The 17466-nt window shown below is 58.8% G+C and carries 15 protein-coding genes; 6 read left to right on the forward strand and 9 right to left on the reverse strand.

Features of this window, described 5'->3' with window-relative positions; all coding sequences use genetic code 11:
* Positions 1-74 precede the first annotated feature (74 nt).
* The 5 genes from rfbD to J0X19_RS06195 form a co-directional block, all read right to left on the reverse strand.
* Positions 75-926 carry a dTDP-4-dehydrorhamnose reductase gene (gene rfbD, locus J0X19_RS06175; RefSeq protein WP_206982662.1) on the reverse strand — a complete coding sequence of 284 codons (852 nt, stop codon included), beginning with the start codon at positions 924-926 and terminating at the stop codon, positions 75-77.
* Positions 927-1178: 252 nt separating this feature from the next.
* Complete coding sequence (locus tag J0X19_RS06180) at positions 1179-2087, reverse strand: TIGR03915 family putative DNA repair protein (protein WP_206982665.1); 909 nt, start codon at positions 2085-2087, stop codon at positions 1179-1181.
* 199 nt (positions 2088-2286) lie between these two features.
* Positions 2287-3150 (reverse strand): alpha/beta fold hydrolase, encoded by an 864-nt coding sequence (locus J0X19_RS06185; RefSeq protein WP_206982667.1) that lies wholly within the window; start codon positions 3148-3150, stop codon positions 2287-2289.
* Between the two features lie 52 nt (positions 3151-3202).
* Entirely contained in the window at positions 3203-3388 is a 186-nt protein-coding gene (locus J0X19_RS06190; RefSeq protein ID WP_206982670.1) for a hypothetical protein, read from the reverse strand.
* 105 nt (positions 3389-3493) lie between these two features.
* Complete coding sequence (locus J0X19_RS06195) at positions 3494-4762, reverse strand: putative DNA modification/repair radical SAM protein (protein ID WP_206982682.1); 1269 nt, start codon at positions 4760-4762, stop codon at positions 3494-3496.
* A gap of 234 nt (positions 4763-4996) precedes the next feature.
* On the opposite strand from J0X19_RS06195, the gene J0X19_RS06200 reads away from it, so the two are divergent.
* Positions 4997-6925, forward strand: a complete 1929-nt coding sequence (locus tag J0X19_RS06200) for a BamA/TamA family outer membrane protein (protein WP_206982685.1) — start codon at positions 4997-4999, stop codon at positions 6923-6925.
* Positions 6926-7103: 178 nt separating this feature from the next.
* Here the strand turns inward: J0X19_RS06200 and fbaA are convergent, their stop codons facing one another.
* Entirely contained in the window at positions 7104-8186 is a 1083-nt protein-coding gene (gene fbaA / locus J0X19_RS06205) for a class II fructose-bisphosphate aldolase (RefSeq protein ID WP_206982687.1), read from the reverse strand.
* Positions 8187-8456: 270 nt separating this feature from the next.
* On the opposite strand from fbaA, the gene J0X19_RS06210 reads away from it, so the two are divergent.
* Positions 8457-9296 carry a CvfB family protein gene (locus tag J0X19_RS06210; RefSeq protein WP_206982689.1) on the forward strand — a complete coding sequence of 280 codons (840 nt, stop codon included), beginning with the start codon at positions 8457-8459 and terminating at the stop codon, positions 9294-9296.
* A 108-nt stretch (positions 9297-9404) separates the two neighbouring features.
* Positions 9405-12113: a cyclic nucleotide-binding domain-containing protein gene (locus J0X19_RS06215; RefSeq protein WP_206982692.1), complete on the forward strand. Its 2709-nt coding sequence runs from the start codon at positions 9405-9407 to the stop codon at positions 12111-12113.
* Positions 12114-12221: 108 nt separating this feature from the next.
* On the opposite strand, the gene J0X19_RS06220 is transcribed toward J0X19_RS06215, so the two are convergent.
* From J0X19_RS06220 to J0X19_RS06230, 3 genes are read right to left on the reverse strand one after another with little or no spacing between them, the layout of a single operon-like run.
* The gene (locus tag J0X19_RS06220) at positions 12222-13268 is read right to left on the reverse strand and encodes an adenylate/guanylate cyclase domain-containing protein (RefSeq protein WP_206982694.1); all 1047 of its coding nucleotides are present in this window, start codon (positions 13266-13268) and stop codon (positions 12222-12224) included.
* Complete coding sequence (locus tag J0X19_RS06225; RefSeq protein ID WP_206982696.1) at positions 13265-13654, reverse strand: response regulator; 390 nt, start codon at positions 13652-13654, stop codon at positions 13265-13267. The genes J0X19_RS06220 and J0X19_RS06225 overlap by 4 nt, the downstream gene beginning before the upstream one ends.
* Before the next feature lie 39 nt (positions 13655-13693).
* Entirely contained in the window at positions 13694-15085 is a 1392-nt protein-coding gene (locus J0X19_RS06230; RefSeq protein WP_206982698.1) for a sensor histidine kinase, read from the reverse strand.
* A gap of 281 nt (positions 15086-15366) precedes the next feature.
* Here J0X19_RS06230 and J0X19_RS06235 point away from each other — a divergent pair, with 281 nt between their 5' ends.
* From J0X19_RS06235 to J0X19_RS06245, 3 genes are all read left to right on the forward strand, one after another.
* On the forward strand, positions 15367-15954 hold the full coding sequence (locus tag J0X19_RS06235; RefSeq protein WP_206982701.1) for an HD domain-containing protein: 588 nt from the start codon (positions 15367-15369) through the stop codon (positions 15952-15954).
* A gap of 167 nt (positions 15955-16121) precedes the next feature.
* Positions 16122-16784 carry an NAD-dependent epimerase/dehydratase family protein gene (locus J0X19_RS06240; RefSeq protein ID WP_206982702.1) on the forward strand — a complete coding sequence of 221 codons (663 nt, stop codon included), beginning with the start codon at positions 16122-16124 and terminating at the stop codon, positions 16782-16784.
* A gap of 66 nt (positions 16785-16850) precedes the next feature.
* Positions 16851-17429 carry a hypothetical protein gene (locus tag J0X19_RS06245; RefSeq protein WP_206982705.1) on the forward strand — a complete coding sequence of 193 codons (579 nt, stop codon included), beginning with the start codon at positions 16851-16853 and terminating at the stop codon, positions 17427-17429.
* Positions 17430-17466: the final 37 nt, after the last annotated feature.

The following is a 17466-nucleotide window of genomic DNA, read 5'->3' on the forward strand; positions in this document are numbered from 1 at the left end:
CTGTATAAAAGCATAGATAAAACTGTCCCGCTTTTAAGATGCTCAGCAGGACAATTCTACCTATGCTAATGTTCTTACAGCCGCCCAATACACACCTTCAGACTGTCGCGCCAATGCGGGATGGCGACGCCGAGCTGGGTTTTGGCCTTGGTCTTGTCCATCACGGAATAGGCCGGGCGCGTGGCTTTGGTGGGATACTCGGTGGTACGGATGGGCACGGTGCGCACCGTCACGTTGCCCAGCTCGAAGATGGCGTGCGCGAAGTCGTACCACGACGTAACGCCCTCGTTGCTATAGTGGTAGATGCCGTACTGCTGGTTCTCACTTTCGATAATGGTGAGGATGCAGCCGGCCAGGTCGATGGCGTAGGTAGGCGTGCCGGTTTGGTCCCAGATAACGCGCATCTCCTCCCGCTCCCGCCCGAAGCGTAGCATCGTTTTCACGAAGTTGTTGGCGTATTCGGAATACAGCCAGCTGGTGCGCAAGATGAAATACTGGTTGGTATGCGGCGGAATTACCTGCTCGCCTTCCAGCTTGGTGAGGCCATACACGCTGATGGGCGCGGCTTCGTCGGTTTCCACCAGCGGCTGGTTGCCGGTGCCCGCAAACACGAAATCGGTGGAAATGTGGATAAGCGTGGTGCCGTATTCACCGCACATCTTGGCCAGGTTCTCGGCGCCGTCTTTGTTGACTTTTCGGGCAATATCCACCTCGTCTTCGGCTTTATCCACAGCGGTATACGCAGCGCAGTTGATGCAATACGCAGGTTTATACTGCTCGAACGCCTTTTGCAGCATCCCCATATCCAGGATGTTGGCTTCTTCTTCCGGCAGGAAAACCAGGCCGGTGTTGTTTCTCTCCGCTGCAACGTGCTTCAAACACTGACCAAGCTGGCCCGAGGCTCCGAAAACGAGGGTGCTACTCATAACAATAGGTTGGGTTGCGGCCCGCCACCACCGGCGCGCCGTATCAGGGCCGCAAATTACCGCTTTTGCCTTATGGCCGGGCATTCGAGCCGCGCATATCCTACGTTGCGCGGAAGCCACAGGAAATCCGTTCCGCGACGAGCAGCGCGAGTTCCTGCGCGGTAGAACATACTGCACAATACCAGATACTCGCTCCGCTCGTCGCGGAACAGATTTCCTGTGGCTTCCGCGCTACTACCATGCTACATTCCGCTAACCGATTGGCCGCTTGTTTTTGATGGGCTGGAAGCGTTGCTCCCGCGGCTGCTTCTCGCTGAGGTAGCGCCAGTAGCGCAGCGGCATGTGGCGGCGGTGCAGCTTGATGTTTTTGCGCTCCGGAATGTTTACGTGGTCGAAATACGACTGCCAGAGTAGCTTGAACAGCGGCTCCCGCTCATCAAGCACCGTAGCCGAAATAGCCGTGTTGCGCTGCGGAGCGGTGCTTTCAAACTCCACTACGTCGGTCCGCTGGAGGTCGTAATACAGCCCGTAGCGGCGGCGCTTGTCGAAAATCAGCCAGCGCTGGTCGGCGTAGCGCTTGGTGAAGTGGGGCGCAATCAGTGGCAGCACGTCGAAATCCGGGTCGATGGTGGCGTGGAACAAGCCGTCCGACGTTTTCTCGAAGCGCACGAAGGCTTCCATACGATGTTTCTCGCGGTACATCTGTTGCGCGATGCTGGCCACGCGGCGCACGTTGTCGTCGGCGTAGTTATCGGAAATGTCACGGCCGGCGCGCATGGCTAAGTCGGCGTACCGGAAAATCAGCAACTCCCGGTCAGGCTGCTCGCTCAGAAATGTATGGAACAGCCGCGTGCGCGCTTCCTTATCCATGTAGCGGAGCAGGCCGTCCCACACGCGGGCGGCAGTGGCCTCGTCGGTTTCAATGGGCACGGGCATGGCAAACAAACCGCCTTGCACCGCCCCCAGCGGCTGAATACTGTTGGGCGCCGCCTTCCGGTCGTACACATTGAAAAACACCGTCAGCAAGCCCTCAAACGACCCATCGTACGCGTAATCGAGGGGGGGCTGGCTTAGCTCCGGGGCCGGCCGCCGCGGGCCCGCCGTAGTGGTGGCAACGGCGGTAGTAGCACGGCGGTTGGTAGGCGACAGGGAGCGGCTCATGGGAGGAGGCTAGTGGTTGCTGGCTTGCAGCTATTAAAATGTGCTAGTAGAAATTAGTAATAGACCGTCATGCTGAGCGGAGTCGAAGCATCTCTACCGCCAAACTAACTTCTGCCGTACGCAGCCGAAGCAGTAGAGGTGCTTCGACTCCGCTCACCATGACGGTCTGAATGCTAATTCCTGCGCTATCTGAAATAGCTTAGCTACCCAGAAACTTCAGTAGCAATTCGTTTACGGCCTCGGGCTCTTCGTGGTGTAGCCAGTGCGTGGCTTTATCGAAATACGTAAGCTCGGCGTTGGCGCACAGTTCCGCGCTAAGTGCCGCCAATACCGGTTCCAAAAAAGCATCTTGCCGGCCCCATAGTAGCCGCACCGGCACAGCTATGCGCTCAGGCTTGCCGGCGCGGCGGGGGCTCCGAAAAGCCGCCCGGTACCAGTTGACCATGCCGGTAAGTGCCCCCGGCTCCGACCAAGCTTGCACGTATTCCCGCAACTCATCGGAAGAAAACGTGCCGGGGCGGCTGGTACCCCGCAGCGCGCCCCGCCCAAACCGGTATTGCCGCCGCCGAATCAGGCGCTCAGGCAACCACGGCAGTTGAAAGAAAAACACGTACCAGCTTTTCAGCAACTGCCGGGGCGTGCGGCGCAAAGCCTGGCCCAGTACCGCTGGGTGCGGCACGTTCAGAACAGCCACCCGCTGCAGCCGCTCCGGATGCTGCGCCGCCAGCCACCACGTTACGGCCGCGCCCCAGTCATGCCCAACCACGGTGGCCTTCACTTGGCCCGCGGCATCCAGCAGCCCAAGTACATCGGCACCTAGTTGGTTGATGCGGTAATCGGCCACGCGCCGGGGTTTGGCGCTGAGGTTGTAGCCGCGCTGGTCGGGCACCCACACGCGGTAGCCGGCCGCGGCCAGCGCCGGAATCTGCTGGCGCCAGCCGTACCAAAACTCGGGGAAGCCGTGCAGCAGAACAACCAGTGGCCCATTGGTGGGTCCGCACTGCACCACATGCAGCCTGATGCCGTTGGTAGCAACATAGTGGTGCTCAAGTTCGAAGTCCATACCACCGCGTACCCCCTTGCCGGGCGTAAAGTTGCGGTGGAACCACTGCCCTTCAGGCGGCCTCCGAGCGTTGCGACACCTGCGCGGCATTGGCCCGAGCAGCTTCGCGGTGCAATTCCTGCACCAACGGCAACAAGTCGGAAAGCTTGCAGCAGCAGGCAATGCGGGCTACTTTCTTGGGCTGGGCGGCTTCGAGGGTGGCGGCCGACGCGTCGGCGGCGCGGTGTGAGATGGTCATGGGTCGTTATTGGTTTGTTGTTGTTTGGTTTTCCGCGTTTTCTTTCGTCATACCAGTAGGCTTTTCATTCCCTCGAAAATCGATGAACCAACAACGAAAAACGAGTTAAGAAGCCTGCGCAAACAAATCGAGCTGCTGCGTAACCAGCGCCGACCGAACCGAACCCGCACCAAACAGAATCTGGCGGCGGATGGTCTGCTCGTCGTAGTCGCGGGTGGAGAGGGCCTGGCCGCGGCAGGTCAAGAAGAACTTGGCGCGCTTGAGCACCACCCCAAACTTGTGCAGGTGGTCGAGGGTGATGGGCGCAAACCGGCGGGCGGCCACAATCCGTTTGGCCGACCGGGCGCCCACGCCGGGAATGCGCAGAATCATTTCAAAGTCGGCGGTATTCACGTCAATCGGGAATACGTGGCGGTTGCGTAGGGCCCAGGCCAACTTGGGGTCCACTTCCAAATCGAGGAAGGGGTGCGCTGGATCGAGGATTTCGTCGGCCTGGAAACCGTAGAAGCGCATCAGCCAGTCGGTTTGGTAGAGGCGGTGCTCCCGAATCAGGGGTGGCTGCGTTACCTGGGGCAGGCGGGCGTCGTCGGTTACCGGAATGTAGCCGGAGTAGTACACGCGCTTCAGGCCGTAGCCTTTGTAGAGCGAGTCGGTGAGGTTGATGATTTCAAGGTCGTTTTCCGCAGACGCGCCCACAATGAGCTGGGTGCTTTGGCCGGCCGTGGCAAACTGCGGCACTTTCTTGAACAGCGCCTTCTCTTCCTTATTCTTGGTGATGCCGTCCCGAATCTGGGCCATCGGGGTCAGAATCTCCTCGTAATTCTTCTCGGGCGCCAGGTTCTGCAAGCTCATTTCCGAGGGCAACTCAATGTTCACGCTCAGGCGGTCGGCGTACAGGCCGGCTTCCTGAATCAGCTCTTCCGAAGCGCCCGGAATGGCTTTCACGTGGATATAGCCGTTGAAATTGTGCTCGGTGCGCAGTTTCTTGATGATGCGCACCAGCCGTTCCATCGTATAGTCGGGCGACGAGAAAATACCGGAACTTAAGAACAGCCCTTCGATGTAGTTTCGACGGTAGAAGTTCATGGTCAAGTCCACTACTTCATCCACGGTGAAGGCGGCGCGTTTCACGTCGTTGCTTTTGCGGGACACGCAGTAGGCGCAGTCGAAAATGCAATGGTTGGTGAGCAGAATCTTGAGCAAGCTCACGCAACGACCGTCTTCGGTGTAGCTGTGGCAAATGCCCATGCCTTCGGCGTTGCCGAGCCCTTTGGACTCATTTTTGCGCTTGCCCCCGCTGCTCGAGCACGATACATCGTACTTGGCGGCGTCTGCCAAAATGCTTAGCTTTTCCTGAATGCGCTGGTCGTTCATTGGGCTGTATCTGGGCTTAAAAATAGCGTCTTGTGTTGAAACTAACACTATCTATCAAGACTAATTTCGTTGGAATTGTTCCCCAGAGCCCGACTATTTACGTGGCTTTTCACCCTGGCGCAGAAGGAAGCCGGGTACTATCATTGAACTGCTTCACCCAGATTCCTTTTGCGTCGGAATGATAGTTCAATCAACTCACTGAACAGGCGTAAAACCACTCCCGAACCCAGTAACTTGCACGTAGTAAGCTCGTCATTTATGAAGTATGTGGTGCTGGTGTGGGTGTGGGTGTGGCTGTGGCTGGGGGCATTGCCCGCGCTGGCCCAAACCACCGTACCCAGCCCCAGCCGTATTATCGAGCCTACCGATACCGTCCGGCGCGCGGCCGTGCGCACCGACTCTTTGCGCCGCCGCTTCGACCAGGAACGGCTGCTTAACGGCCTTAAAGCGTACACCAAGCGCAAAACCATTGCCGGTAAAGCCGCGGCGGCTTTGTTCAACTTCACGCCGCGCCGCGAAGAGCAAGCCGGCCTCGATGCCGCGCTGCTGGACCGGCAGTACGACCGGCACAACTATAAAATCGTGCGGAACATCAACATCCGTACCCTCACGGCGTTTGGCTACAGCATTTCCGATACCACCCGGGTACCGCGCAACGTGTTGGAGAAAGCCGGTAATGCGTTCCACATGAAAACCTCGCGGGGACGAGTGCGGCAGGTGCTGCTGTTCCGGGCCGGGCAGGAACTGGAGCCGCAGGCTTTGGCCGAGTCGGAACGCTTGCTGCGCCAGACCGACGAGCTGGTGGATGCGCGGGTGTTTGTGAACGAGCGCACCAGCACCGCCGACAGCGTGGATATTGAAGTTATTACCAAAGACGTGTTCAGCCTCAGCGGCTCGATTGAAGTGCGCGACGTGGGCGCGGGCGTCATCGGGCTGCGCGACCAGAACTTTCTGGGCCAGGGCCACCGTTTCCGCAACCGGTACGAGTACGGGCGCAACCAGCCCCAAACCTGGAGCTACCGCGGCAGCTACCGGGTGCCGTTCCGACACTTTATTTACGGGGAAGCGCGCTACGAAAACGAATTTCAGCGCCGCATTGGCGGTATCACGTTCAGCCGCGACTTTTATTCTATTAACACCAAGTACGCCGGGGCGCTGGCGCTGAATTTCATTAATTACGGCTTGGTGCTGAAACCGCCGCAGCCCGGCGAGGTACCAGTGTATTCCCCCATCGGCTACAGCACCCAGGATTTGTGGGTGGGCCGGTCTTTACCGCTGCGCAGCTATGATTTGGGGTACGAGAATCCGGGCCGCATGATTGTGTCGGGCCGCCTGTTGCGGACCGATTATAACATCCGACCCGACCCGAGCTACGTTAGTTCCAGCGCATTTCTGGGCACTATCGGCTACAGCGTGCGGCGCTATTACAAAGACAAGTACCTGTTTGGCTTCGGGCGCACCGAAGACATTCCGACGGGCACGCTGCTGAGTGCCACGCTGGGCTACGAGCTAAACGAGCAGGGTAACCGCAACTACTACGGCGCCCGTCTCTCAACGGCCAGCTACAACCCGCGCAAAGGCTATTTGTACCTGAGCGGTGAGTTTGGCTCTTTCGTACGGTCGGCCACCAACGACTGGCAACAGGGCCTGGTGAGTACGGAGGTGCTGTATTTTACGCGGCTCTATCACACCGGCAACTACCAGTGGCGGCATTTTCTGTGGAGCCGCAACGCCATTGGGCTGCACCGCCGACCCGGCGAGTTGCTGCTGTCCATTGAAGGCGAGCGGGGCTTGCGGGGTTTCCGCGGGCCGTATGACTTACGCGGCACCAGCCGGCTGGTGCTCAACTACGAAACCACGGTGTACACGCCGGTATCGTTTTTGGGCTTCCGGCTGGCGGGCGTGCTGTTTGCCGATGCCGCCTGGCTGAACACCAAAACCAAGCGCACCTTGCCCATCCACGAAACGCCCTATACCGGCTTTGGGGTAGGGTTGCGCTTCCGCAACGAGTACATGCCCATTCGCACCTTCCAGATTCTGTTCGGCTACTACCCGCGCGGCCTCACCGATGCCAGCGGCTACCGCATCTACGAAAGCTCCCGCCCCTACTACGACTTCAGCGACTTCAGCTTCGGCCAGCCCGGCATTGCGCAGTACGAATAACCGGGCACCTCACCCCTAGCCCCTCTCCTCAGGGAGAGGGGAACTAGATTTAGGAATATAACTCTAGCCCATATAAACCAGAAAAGTCATTTGAGATGTCTCAAATGACTTTTCTATGATCTAAAAACTAGATACTAGTCCCCCTCTCCCTGAGGAGAGGGGCTAGGGGTGAGGTGCCCTACCGGCGGTTGATGGCGTTCAGGTCTTCGAAAGCCTGCTTGAGGCGGGCAATGAAGGTTTCTTCGCCTTTACGCAGCCATACACGCGGGTCGTAGTACTTCTTGTTTGGCGAGTCGGCACCGCTGGGGTTGCCAATCTGGCCTTGCAGGAAGCCTTCGTTCTTCACGTAGTAGTCCTTGATGCCTTCCCACAGCGCCCACTGCAAGTCGGTGTCGAGGTTCATTTTGATGGCGCCGTAGCTGATGGCCTCACGGATTTCCTCCTGGCTGGAACCCGAGCCGCCGTGGAATACGAAGCTGATGGGCAGCTTCTCGGTGATGTTGTGCTTCTCGCGCAGGAACTCCTGCGAGTTGTGCAGGATAACGGGTTGCAGCTTCACGTTGCCGGGCTTGTACACGCCGTGCACGTTGCCGAAAGCCGCGGCCACCGTGAAGCGGGGGCTTACTTCGCTCAGCTGCTCGTAGGCGTAGGCCACTTCCTCGGGCTGGGTGTAGAGCTTGGAGCTGTCCACGTCGGAATTGTCCACGCCGTCTTCCTCGCCGCCGGTTACGCCCAGTTCGATTTCCAGGGTCATGCCAATCTTACTCATGCGCTCCAGATAGCGCTTGCAGATTTCGATGTTCTCCTCAATTGGCTCCTCCGACAAATCCAGCATGTGCGAGCTGTAGAGCGGCTGGCCGTACTGGGCGTAGTGCTTTTCGCCAGCGGTGAGCAGGCCATCAATCCAGGGGAGCAGCTTTTTGGCGGCGTGGTCGGTGTGCAGCACCACGGGCACGTTGTACAGCTCGGCCATCTGGTGCACGTGCTGGGCGCCCGAAATAGCGCCGGCAATGCTGGCCCGCTGGTCGCCGTTCGGGATGGATTTGCCGGCGAAGAACTGCGCGCCGCCGTTGGAAAACTGAATCATCACCGGGGAGTTGACGGCGGCGGCGGTTTCCAGCACGGCATTCACCGTGTTGGTGCCGGTCACGTTGACGGCGGGCAGGGCGTAGGCGTTGGCCTTGGCGTTCTGGAAGAGGGCCTGCACTTCGTCGCCGTGCAGGACGCCGGCCCGCAGGCCAGTGGAGGTTTGTTCAGACATGAGGAAAAAGTATGGGAAAAAGGGGTTGTCGGGCGAAGCAGGAATTGCCGCGGCTCCAGAAAGCTTTGGCTGCCGCGCCAAGTTACGGGCTAGCGGTGTACAAAAGAAAAGAACCCGAAAACTCCCAACAACTATTAGGCTAGGCCCGCAGGAAGTAGCGCGGCTTACCTCTTCTTAAACCACTATCCGGAGGGGATAGTGCCTGCAATATGTCAGTGCCGTAGGAAGAGGCCGTATCTTTGTTTTTCCTTCTCCCCTACCCCGCTACTTATGCAACTCGGCGACTACAACGAACTGGAAGTGGACCGTGAGGTCGATTTTGGCATGTACCTCAGGTCAGATGATGGCGACATGCTGATTCCGCGCAAGTACATTCCGGAAGGTACCCGCGTGGGCGACGTACTGCGCGTGTTTGTGTACCGCGACTCCGAGGACCGCCTGATTGCCACTACGCTTAACCCGCTGGCTAAAGTCGGCGACTTTGCGGCCCTCACCGTGCGCGACGTCACGCCGCTGGGTGCTTTCCTGGATTGGGGCCTGGAAAAAGATTTGTTTCTGCCCTACCGCAACCAGCGCCGCAGCTTGCGCGTGGGCCAGCGCGAAACCGTGTACGTGTACCTCGACGACACCTCGGACCGGATAGTGGCCACCGCCAAATGGGAGCGGCAGCTACCCACCGACGAGCCGTTCCGGGGCCGCCCCGGCGACGAAGTGCAGCTGTTCGTGGCCGACGAAACCGATATGGGCTATAAGGTGATTGTGAACGGCACCCATCAGGGCCTGCTCTACCACAACGAAGTATTCAAGCCGCTACGCCTCGGCGACACCCCCACTGGCTACGTCCGCCAGATTCGGGAGGATGGCAAGCTCGACATCAGCCTCCAGCGCGCCGGCTACGACGAAGCCCTAGCCGCCGCCGACACCCTGCTGGACGCCCTGCAAAAAGCCCCCGATGGCCGGCTCCCCCTCGGCGACAAAAGTGAGCCCGACGACATTTACCGCCGCCTCGGCATGAGCAAGAAAGTGTTCAAGAAAGCGTTGGGCACGCTCTACAAGCGCGGCGAGGTGCAACTCTTTCCAGAACACACGCAATTGGTGAGGAAGGGATGATTGGGTGAGTGGATGAATGAATGAAGAAGTTTGTCGTCCAATCATCCATTCACCCATTGATTAAAGCCGCTAACTTGCCACTACGACTTCCTAACTACGGGTTACCTGATGCTTCTTTCCACTTGGCACCGCTTTCTGGGTATCCGCCCCGATGAGGGAAAGACGGTGTGGCTGTTCTTTCTGCACAACTTCCTGCTGGGCATCGGCACTATTCTGGTGTATGTGGCGGCCAACGTTATCCTGCTCGAAAACAACCCCGAACGGAACCTGCCGCTGGCCTATGGAGTGGCCGCACTAGCCCTTATGGGCGTGGGCCGGGTGTACACGCATTTCGAGCACCATTTGCAGCTGCAAAAGCTGGCCGTGCGGGTGCTATTGGCCGTGGTGGCTCTCACTGGCGTGCTGGGCGTGCTGGTGGCGGTGGGCCATTCGGTGGCGGCGGCCGTGGCTATTATGGCGGGCTACCGCGTTATCTATCTGCTGACTAATCTGGAATTCTGGGGCGTATCGGCGGTGGTGTTTGATGTGCGGCAGAGCAAGCGCCTGTTCAGCCTCATCAGCTCCGGCGACATGCCCGCCAAGGCGCTGGGGGCGGTGCTGGCCATTCTGGTACACGCCCACACCGATTTGCTGCTGCTGTTGCTGCTGGCGTTTGGGGCCTACGTAGGCGCGTTGCTGATACTGCGCACCACCATATCTTCACACGTGGTGGAGGCCCGGTCGGTGGGGCGGCGGGAGCGGCAGGCAAGTACGCGCCCCATGCTGCAACGCTGGTTCGGGAACAGCCAACTGGTGCTGGCTATGTGCCTGAGCTTGACGGCCATTGCTGCCGTTACCACCACCGTAGAATACTCGTTCTTCGTCAACGTCAAGCACAAATTCCACGACCAGGCCACCTTGATGCGCTACGTGGGCACCGTCCTGACGCTTACTTACTTGGTAGCCATGCTGTTCAAGGTGCTGTTTTCGCAGTTCACCGTAGAGCGGCTGGGCATCCGCTGGATGCTGCTAGCCTTGCCGGGAATGGTGCTGCTGGCGGTGCTACTGTTTGGGGGCCTGCGCGCCGGCAACGCTTCCGATGCCACAATGCTGCTGTACTTCTGCGGCTTGTTTCTGGTGCTGGAAGTGCTGCGCCGCGCCGTATTCGACCCCGTGTTCCTGGTGTTGTTTCAGGCGCTTTCTGCCGAGGAACGGCTGGCGGCCCACACGACGGCCAAGGGGTTTTACGAGCCCCTGGGCATGGCCCTGGCCGGTTTGCTGCTGTTTGCGCTGCACCACTTGCCCAGCGCCAACGAATGGCTTCCCTTCTTGTGGATGGGTTTGTTTGCGGCCGGGGCGCTGGTGTTTCTGCACCGCACCTATGGCCACTACCTCGCCGAGCTGCACCACGCCGTGAGCCGCCGCTTTGCCGGTGATGCTACTACTGAGCTGGCCGATACGGGTTGGCACCAGCCGCTTAGCGCCAACGGCCACGCCACTACCGCCAGCCCCGACGAGATTCGCCAGTTGCTAGCCGCCCTCCCCGACCGTACCAAACGGCGCGCGGCAGCAGCCCGGCTGGTGCAGCTGGGTGAAGCTGCCGTACCTCTGCTGGCCGAGGCCCTCCCCGCCGCCGATGAAGTGATGACCCAGCGCCTAGCGCAGGTGTGCGGCCGAATTCCGGGCCCGGCGAGCCGACAGATGCTGGTGGCGTTGGCCCGGCAGCCGCGCCTGTTCGGGCGCGAAGCCGCGTTGCGGGCCTTGCGCAATTTCGACCAGGAACCCGCCGACGAACCCGTATTTCAGGCCTTGGTGCGCGAGGAGCTGCAATTAACCCAACAGTTGCTGCACGGCCTGGCTTCTGCCCCCAACGAGCTGCGCCGCGCCCTCGACTACGAGCTAACGAAGGTGCAGCAGCGCATTTTTTACTTGCTGCTCCAGTTGTACCCGCCGCAGTTCATTGCCGATGCCCAGCGCGGCGTAGCCCACGCTGCCCGCGAGCGGCAGGCCAACGCCCTCGAAATCCTCGACAACATCATTCCGCGCTTCCTCTACCAGGGGCTGCAAGCGTTGCTGGATGTACTGCCCGTTCCCGATAAAATCCGCACCTTCGACCAGTTGCTGGGCGCGCCGTCCGTGCCCGTAGCCATTGTCCCGCTGATTGTCCGGCTAGGGGAAACCACATTCTCTGACTGGACTGTGAGTGTGGCGCTGCGGCATTGGCGCCCCACCGCCGGCACCGTCGACCAACTGCTGCCGCATTTGCAAAGTACCAGCCTGCTGGTGCGGGAAAGCGGCTTTACGGTGCTAGACCAGCTGGCCCAGCAGCAGTACTCCTTGCATCAGCAGCTTTTAAGCGAGAATTCCACCATAGCTTCCCAACGCATGGCTCATCACGCACACGCCGACCATATTTCTGCTCAGGAGCGGGTACAGGTGCTGCACAACACCGCCTTGTTCGCCGAAACGCCGGAAAACGTCCTCAGCAGCATCGTCCCGATTATGAAGGAAGTGACCTTCAGTGAGGGCGAGCAAATCTTCGCCAAAGGCGACCTGGGCACCTCGTTGTTCATTGTGTACGACGGCGAAGTCTGCATCATGAACGGTACCCAACAGCTGGCTACGTTCCGGAAAGGCGACTTTTTCGGGGAACTGGCCCTGCTCGATGCCGAGCCCCGCTCGGCCTCAGCCGCGGCCTGCGGCCCCGTGGTAGCCTTCCGCCTCGACCAGGAAGATTTCTACGACGTGATGGAGGAGCGCGGCGAGGTACTGCGCAACGTACTGCGCGTGCTCTGCCAGCGCCTGCGCCGCCAGAACGAGAAGATGAGCGCGAGCTAGGGAATTAAAAATTAAGAATTAAGAATTAAAAATTGGCCGTTCAACGATTCCGAAAGGATCCGTTGAACGGCCAATTTTTAATTCTCAATTCTTAATTTTTAATTGACTCTAAGCTACTACCTCGTAAGTCATGACGGGTTTGGCCTTGTTTTTCAGGTGCACCTCTCCCACTTCCTGGCATTGAAACGACTCTTTCACCTTGGCGTAGATGGCGTCGGTGATGATGATTTGGTTGGGCTTGGCCGAGGATTGCAGGCGCTGGCTCACGTTCACCGTGTCGCCGATGACGGTGTAGTCGAGGCGGCGCAGGGAGGCCGAGCCGATATTGCCCGACACCATTTCGCCGGTGTTGATGCCAATGGATACGCGTGGTTGATAGGCGCTGCCGTCGGGTAGGGTGTTTTGCTGGGCCTGAATAACCGTTCGTACCGCCAGCGCGGCATCAATGGCGCGGTCCAGGTGAAATTCGCCCCGGAAAACGGCCATTACGGCGTCGCCCATAAACTTGTCGATGTAGCCGCCCTGCGCAATAACAGCCTTTACAATCTGGTCGAAATAGGTGTTGAGCAACGTAACCACCGTGCCGGCCGGCAGCACCTCCGACAACGACGTAAAGCCGCAGATGTCGATGAAGACCACCGTGGCTTCCACGGTTTCGCTCAGCATCAGGGAGTTTTCGAAGCCGGGCCGCGCCATGAAGTTGATAACGGTTTCATCGACGTACATCTTCAGGATATTGTTTTCCTGAATGGCGCGCAGCGTTTCGCGCAGCTGCTGCACGTGGCTGGCGGTTTTCTCCATAGTCACCTGCAAGTCGGTGAAATCCACGGGCTTGCACACAAAATCGAAAGCCCCCCGGTTCATGGCCGTGCGGATGTTTTCCATGTCGCCGTAGGCCGATACGATGACGGTTTTAACCACCGTATTCAGGTCATGGAGCCGGGTGAGCAGCGTCAGGCCATCCATAATGGGCATATTGATGTCACTGAGCACAATGTCCAGGTCGGGGTTGGCCTGCACGCAGTCCAGCGCCTCCTGCCCGTTGGCAGCAAACTTGAACTCGTAGATACCCTCCCGAATCTGCCGCCGGAATTTTTGCTTGATCAGCAGCTCTAAATCTGCTTCGTCATCTACTACCAGAATCTTCGTTTTCATAGCGTCTCCAAGGAGAGTAATTTTTCTTTGAGCGCAGCAAAATCTACGGGTTTGGTTAGGAAGTCGTTGGCACCTAGCTGCATAGCTTGGTTGTAGCTCTCGGTGTCGCCGTACGCGGTTATCATCATCACCATCGGGGGCGGGGGCGGCGGCGCGTCATACTCCTGTTTCACGAGCCGCAGCAGTTCCAGCCCGCTCATGCCCGGCATGTTGATGTCGGACAGAATCAGCACCACTTCCGAAACGTGACTATGCAGGTAGTTCAGCGCTTCCTCACCGGAATACGCAAACGAGAATTCAAATTTACCACTGCGAATTTCCCGCCGGAAACGCTGCTCAAACAGCGTCCGCACGTCGGTTTCGTCGTCAACAACCAGTATTTTCATCTTACGCTAAGGTAGTACAGTTACCAGATTAAGTTGGTTTTATTCAGGCAGCACAATTACAAACTCAGTGCCCCGGCCTTCCTCACTATCCACCGTCAGCGTGCCGTTGTGGCCTTGCGTGATGATGTCGTAGCTGAGCGAAAGGCCCAGGCCGGTGCCTTCGCCGGTGGGCTTGGTGGTGAAAAAGGGCTGGAAAATCTTTTGCTTCACGCTTTCCGGAATGCCCAGGCCGTTGTCGCGCACCCGTATTTCGCTGCCTTCGCTAGTGTGGCAGGTGCTTACCGTAACCGTGGGATAATAGCCGGCTTCCTGGCGTTTCTGGCGCTGCTGCACGGCATAAAAGGCATTGGTCAGCAAATTGAGCAGCACCCGCCCGATGTCCTGCGAAATAACCTGCACTTGCCCCAGGTTTGGGTCGAAGTGGGTTTCGAGGGTGGCGTTGAAGGTTTTGTCTTTGGCGCGGAGGCCGTGGTAAGCCAGGCGCAGGTATTCGTCGCAGAGGGCGTTGAGGTCGATGAGTTGCCGCTCGCCGGAGCTGGCGCGGCTGTGCTCCAGCATGCCCCGCACAATGCTGCTGGCCCGCTGCCCGTGGTGCGTAATCTTTTGCAGGTTTTGCTTGAGGTCGGCCAGCAGCTCGTTTTCCAGCTCCGGGTCCCGCTCCGCCTTCTGGCACTCCTCTTCCAGCTCCTGCACCAGCTCCGCCGACACTTCCGAGAAGTTGTTGACGAAGTTGAGCGGGTTCTGGATTTCGTGGGCAATGCCAGCCGTTAGTTCGCCGAGGCTGGCCATTTTCTCGGCCTGAATCAGTTGGGCCTGCGTGGTTTTCAGCTCGGTGAGGGTGTAGCGCAGCTCCTCGGCCTGCTGGGTAAGGGCGGCCGTACGCTCCGATACCAGCCGTTCCAGCTCGGCGTTTTGGGCCTCAATGCGCCGCTTGTTTTGCTCTTCTTCTTCGCGCAGCAGGCGCTCGGCCTCCAGGTTCTTCTTCTGGCTGCGGGCAATCAACAGAAAGGTGGCCAGCCAGATAAACGCAAAACCCTGCGCCGTATCGAAGGCATCATCGTATTCATCCAGCAGTCCGTTGCCCAGCACTTTCGCCAGAAATTCGAGCAGGTAATGCAGCGCGAAGGGAGCTATAGCCAGCAGAATGGTGCGGGCCGGGCGGTAGTCCCGGATGCGCAGCAGCAGCAGCACCGTGCCGCCCAGGGTGAGCAGCCAGAATATCCCGTTCAGATGGTCGCTCTTGATGTTGAACAGCAGCCCGAATACAGCCACTCCTATCCCCAGCACCCAGATTTTGTTGACGGCAACGGCCCAGCGCGGCGCCCGGACCGACAGGTTCAGAAACTTGCCGTACGCCCGCAGAATACCCCAGGCCACCAGCACAGAGAATGACAGCTCGGCGTTGATATTTATAAACGATTTAGAGTCCATAATCTGCCTTTGAATGTGCAGGCGTTTCGTTTGGTAGAAGTAAGGCACTGTTGCTACCAGCGCGGGTTGTTGGTAGCAGTCGGGAAAAGGGTGCTATTCTTCCAGGTATTGCTTGCGGTGCTGAAGGTAAAGAAAGGGCGAATTTTTCAGGCTTCCACGCGTGCTTGTCTTTGCCGGGCCGGAAGCTGCGTTTTCCGGCTAGCTGATTCTCTGCGTTAACCAACAAATATTTGCTGGTATCGATATATTGTCGTGCTTTCCGATTGTTATCCGTACCCCGCATGAATCAGGAGCTTGCCGAAAAATACATCCTGCACGCGCTGGAAACCCAGCTACCCGCCACGCTCTACTACCACAGCGTGCACCACACGCTGGACGTAACCCAGGCGGCAATGCAGCTGGCTACTGCGGAGGGCATTACCGAGGAAGAACCACGGAAACTGCTGCGCACGGCTGCTCTTTTTCACGATGCTGGCTTTCTGCGCACCTTCGATGAGCACGAGGCGGCTGGCTGCGAGCTGGTACACGATGTGCTGCCCGGTTTCGAGTACAGCCCAGCGCAGATAGAAACTATTTGCGCCATGATTACGGCAACCAAGCTGCCGCAGGCGCCACACTCACACCTGGCCGAAATTCTCTGCGACGCCGACCTCGACTACCTGGGCCGCCCCGATTTCGAGCCAATAGCCAACACCCTGTTTCTGGAGTTTCAGGCCCGGCAGATTGTGGCGGCCGACGAAAACGCCTGGAACCGCTTGCAGGAGCAGTTTCTGGTGGCCCATCATTACTGGACTACCACCGCCATAACCAACCGGGAAGCCAGCAAACAGGCCCGCTTGGCTGCTATTCGGGCGAAGCTGGCTTCGTAGCAAGTGCGGCTTCGTTGTCCGAAGCGTAACTGATAGGCAACGGTCCGCCCTAAAGCTTCATCTTTTCCGCACTTGCCTACCAGCCGGCCAGTTTTACGTACCACCCAGCTTCAAGCTTCGGCGGCCGCGAGGGTACTTCGGGCTGCTTGCCATTTCACCTCCTGTTTATGCAGAAAACCGCGCTTATTGCTGGGGCCAGTGGCCTGATTGGCTCACAGTTGCTGCCGCTGCTGCTGGCCTCCGACCGGTATGCCAAAGTTATTGCCGTGGGGCGGCGGCCGGTTCCGCAGGTGCACCCCAAGCTGGAGCAGCGCGTGCTGGATTTCGATACGCTGGAAGAACACGCCATGAGCTTAATTGCCGACGACGTGTACTGCTGCCTGGGCACTACCATGCGGCAAGCCGGCTCGAAAGCCGCCTTCTACCGCGTCGACTACCTGTACGTGGTGACGCTGGCGGCCCTCACCGCCCGCAATTTTGCGGTGCAACTGATGCTGGTATCGGCCATGGGCGCCGACTCCACCTCCCGCATTTACTACAACCGGGTGAAGGGCGAAGCCGAAGATGCCGTGCGCCAACTACCCTTCCGGGCCATTCACTTCTTTCGGCCGTCGTTGCTGCTGGGGGAGCGGGAGCAGAAACGAACCGGCGAGCAGGTGGGGGCCGTACTGCTGCGGCTGCTGCACCCGCTGCTGCTGGGGCCGTTGCGCAGGTACCGGGCCGTGCCGGGGGCCGTGGTGGCGCGGGCCATGCTGCGAGCGGCCGAAGAAGATGGCACTGGCATCCATGCCCACCCCTCGAATGAGATAAGCCAACGAGGTACTTTGTAAAATTCCGTTGCCTGTCCGGTTTTATACTTAAATTTACGGCTTCATATTTCATTTTTCCATTTTAACATGAAGCATTTTTCCTTTATTCTATTGGCTGTAATCCTGATGAGTGGCACCCAGCAGGCAACAGCGCAAAGCAAAAAGAAAAGCAGTGGTGGCAGCAGTTCCGGCTATAGCACGGGTATTGGCTTGCGCGGCGGTGGCTACTCTTCGGGCCTCACTATCAAGCATTTCATGAGCGGCAAAAACGGCGTAGCCCTCGAAGCGTTGGTTACAACAGAATACAAGGCCCGTGGTGCCCGGCTCACGCTGCTAGGCGAGAAGCACAAGGCCATTTCCGACATCAAAGGGTTGCAGTTTTATTACGGAGCTGGCTTCCATGCCGGAGCCTACCAGGGGCGCTACTACTTCGATGACGTGCGCTACTACCGGGTACACAAAAAAGACGTGTACGTGTACCGCGACTACCGCTACGACGATGCCACCTACGTAGCCGTGGGCGCCGACCTGATTCTGGGGCTGGAGTACAAGCTGGAGGATTTACCCTTCGTGGTGGGCGTTGACTACAAGCCGTTCTTTGAAGTATTCCACGGCTATACCGGCTTCTACAACGACGCCGCCATTAGCCTGCGCTTCACGCTCTAAATCTGTTCAGTGGCTATGGCGCGTATTCCAGGAAACT

This window comes from Hymenobacter telluris, assembly GCF_017313265.1.
Taxonomy (GTDB): Bacteria; Bacteroidota; Bacteroidia; order Cytophagales; family Hymenobacteraceae; genus Hymenobacter; species Hymenobacter telluris.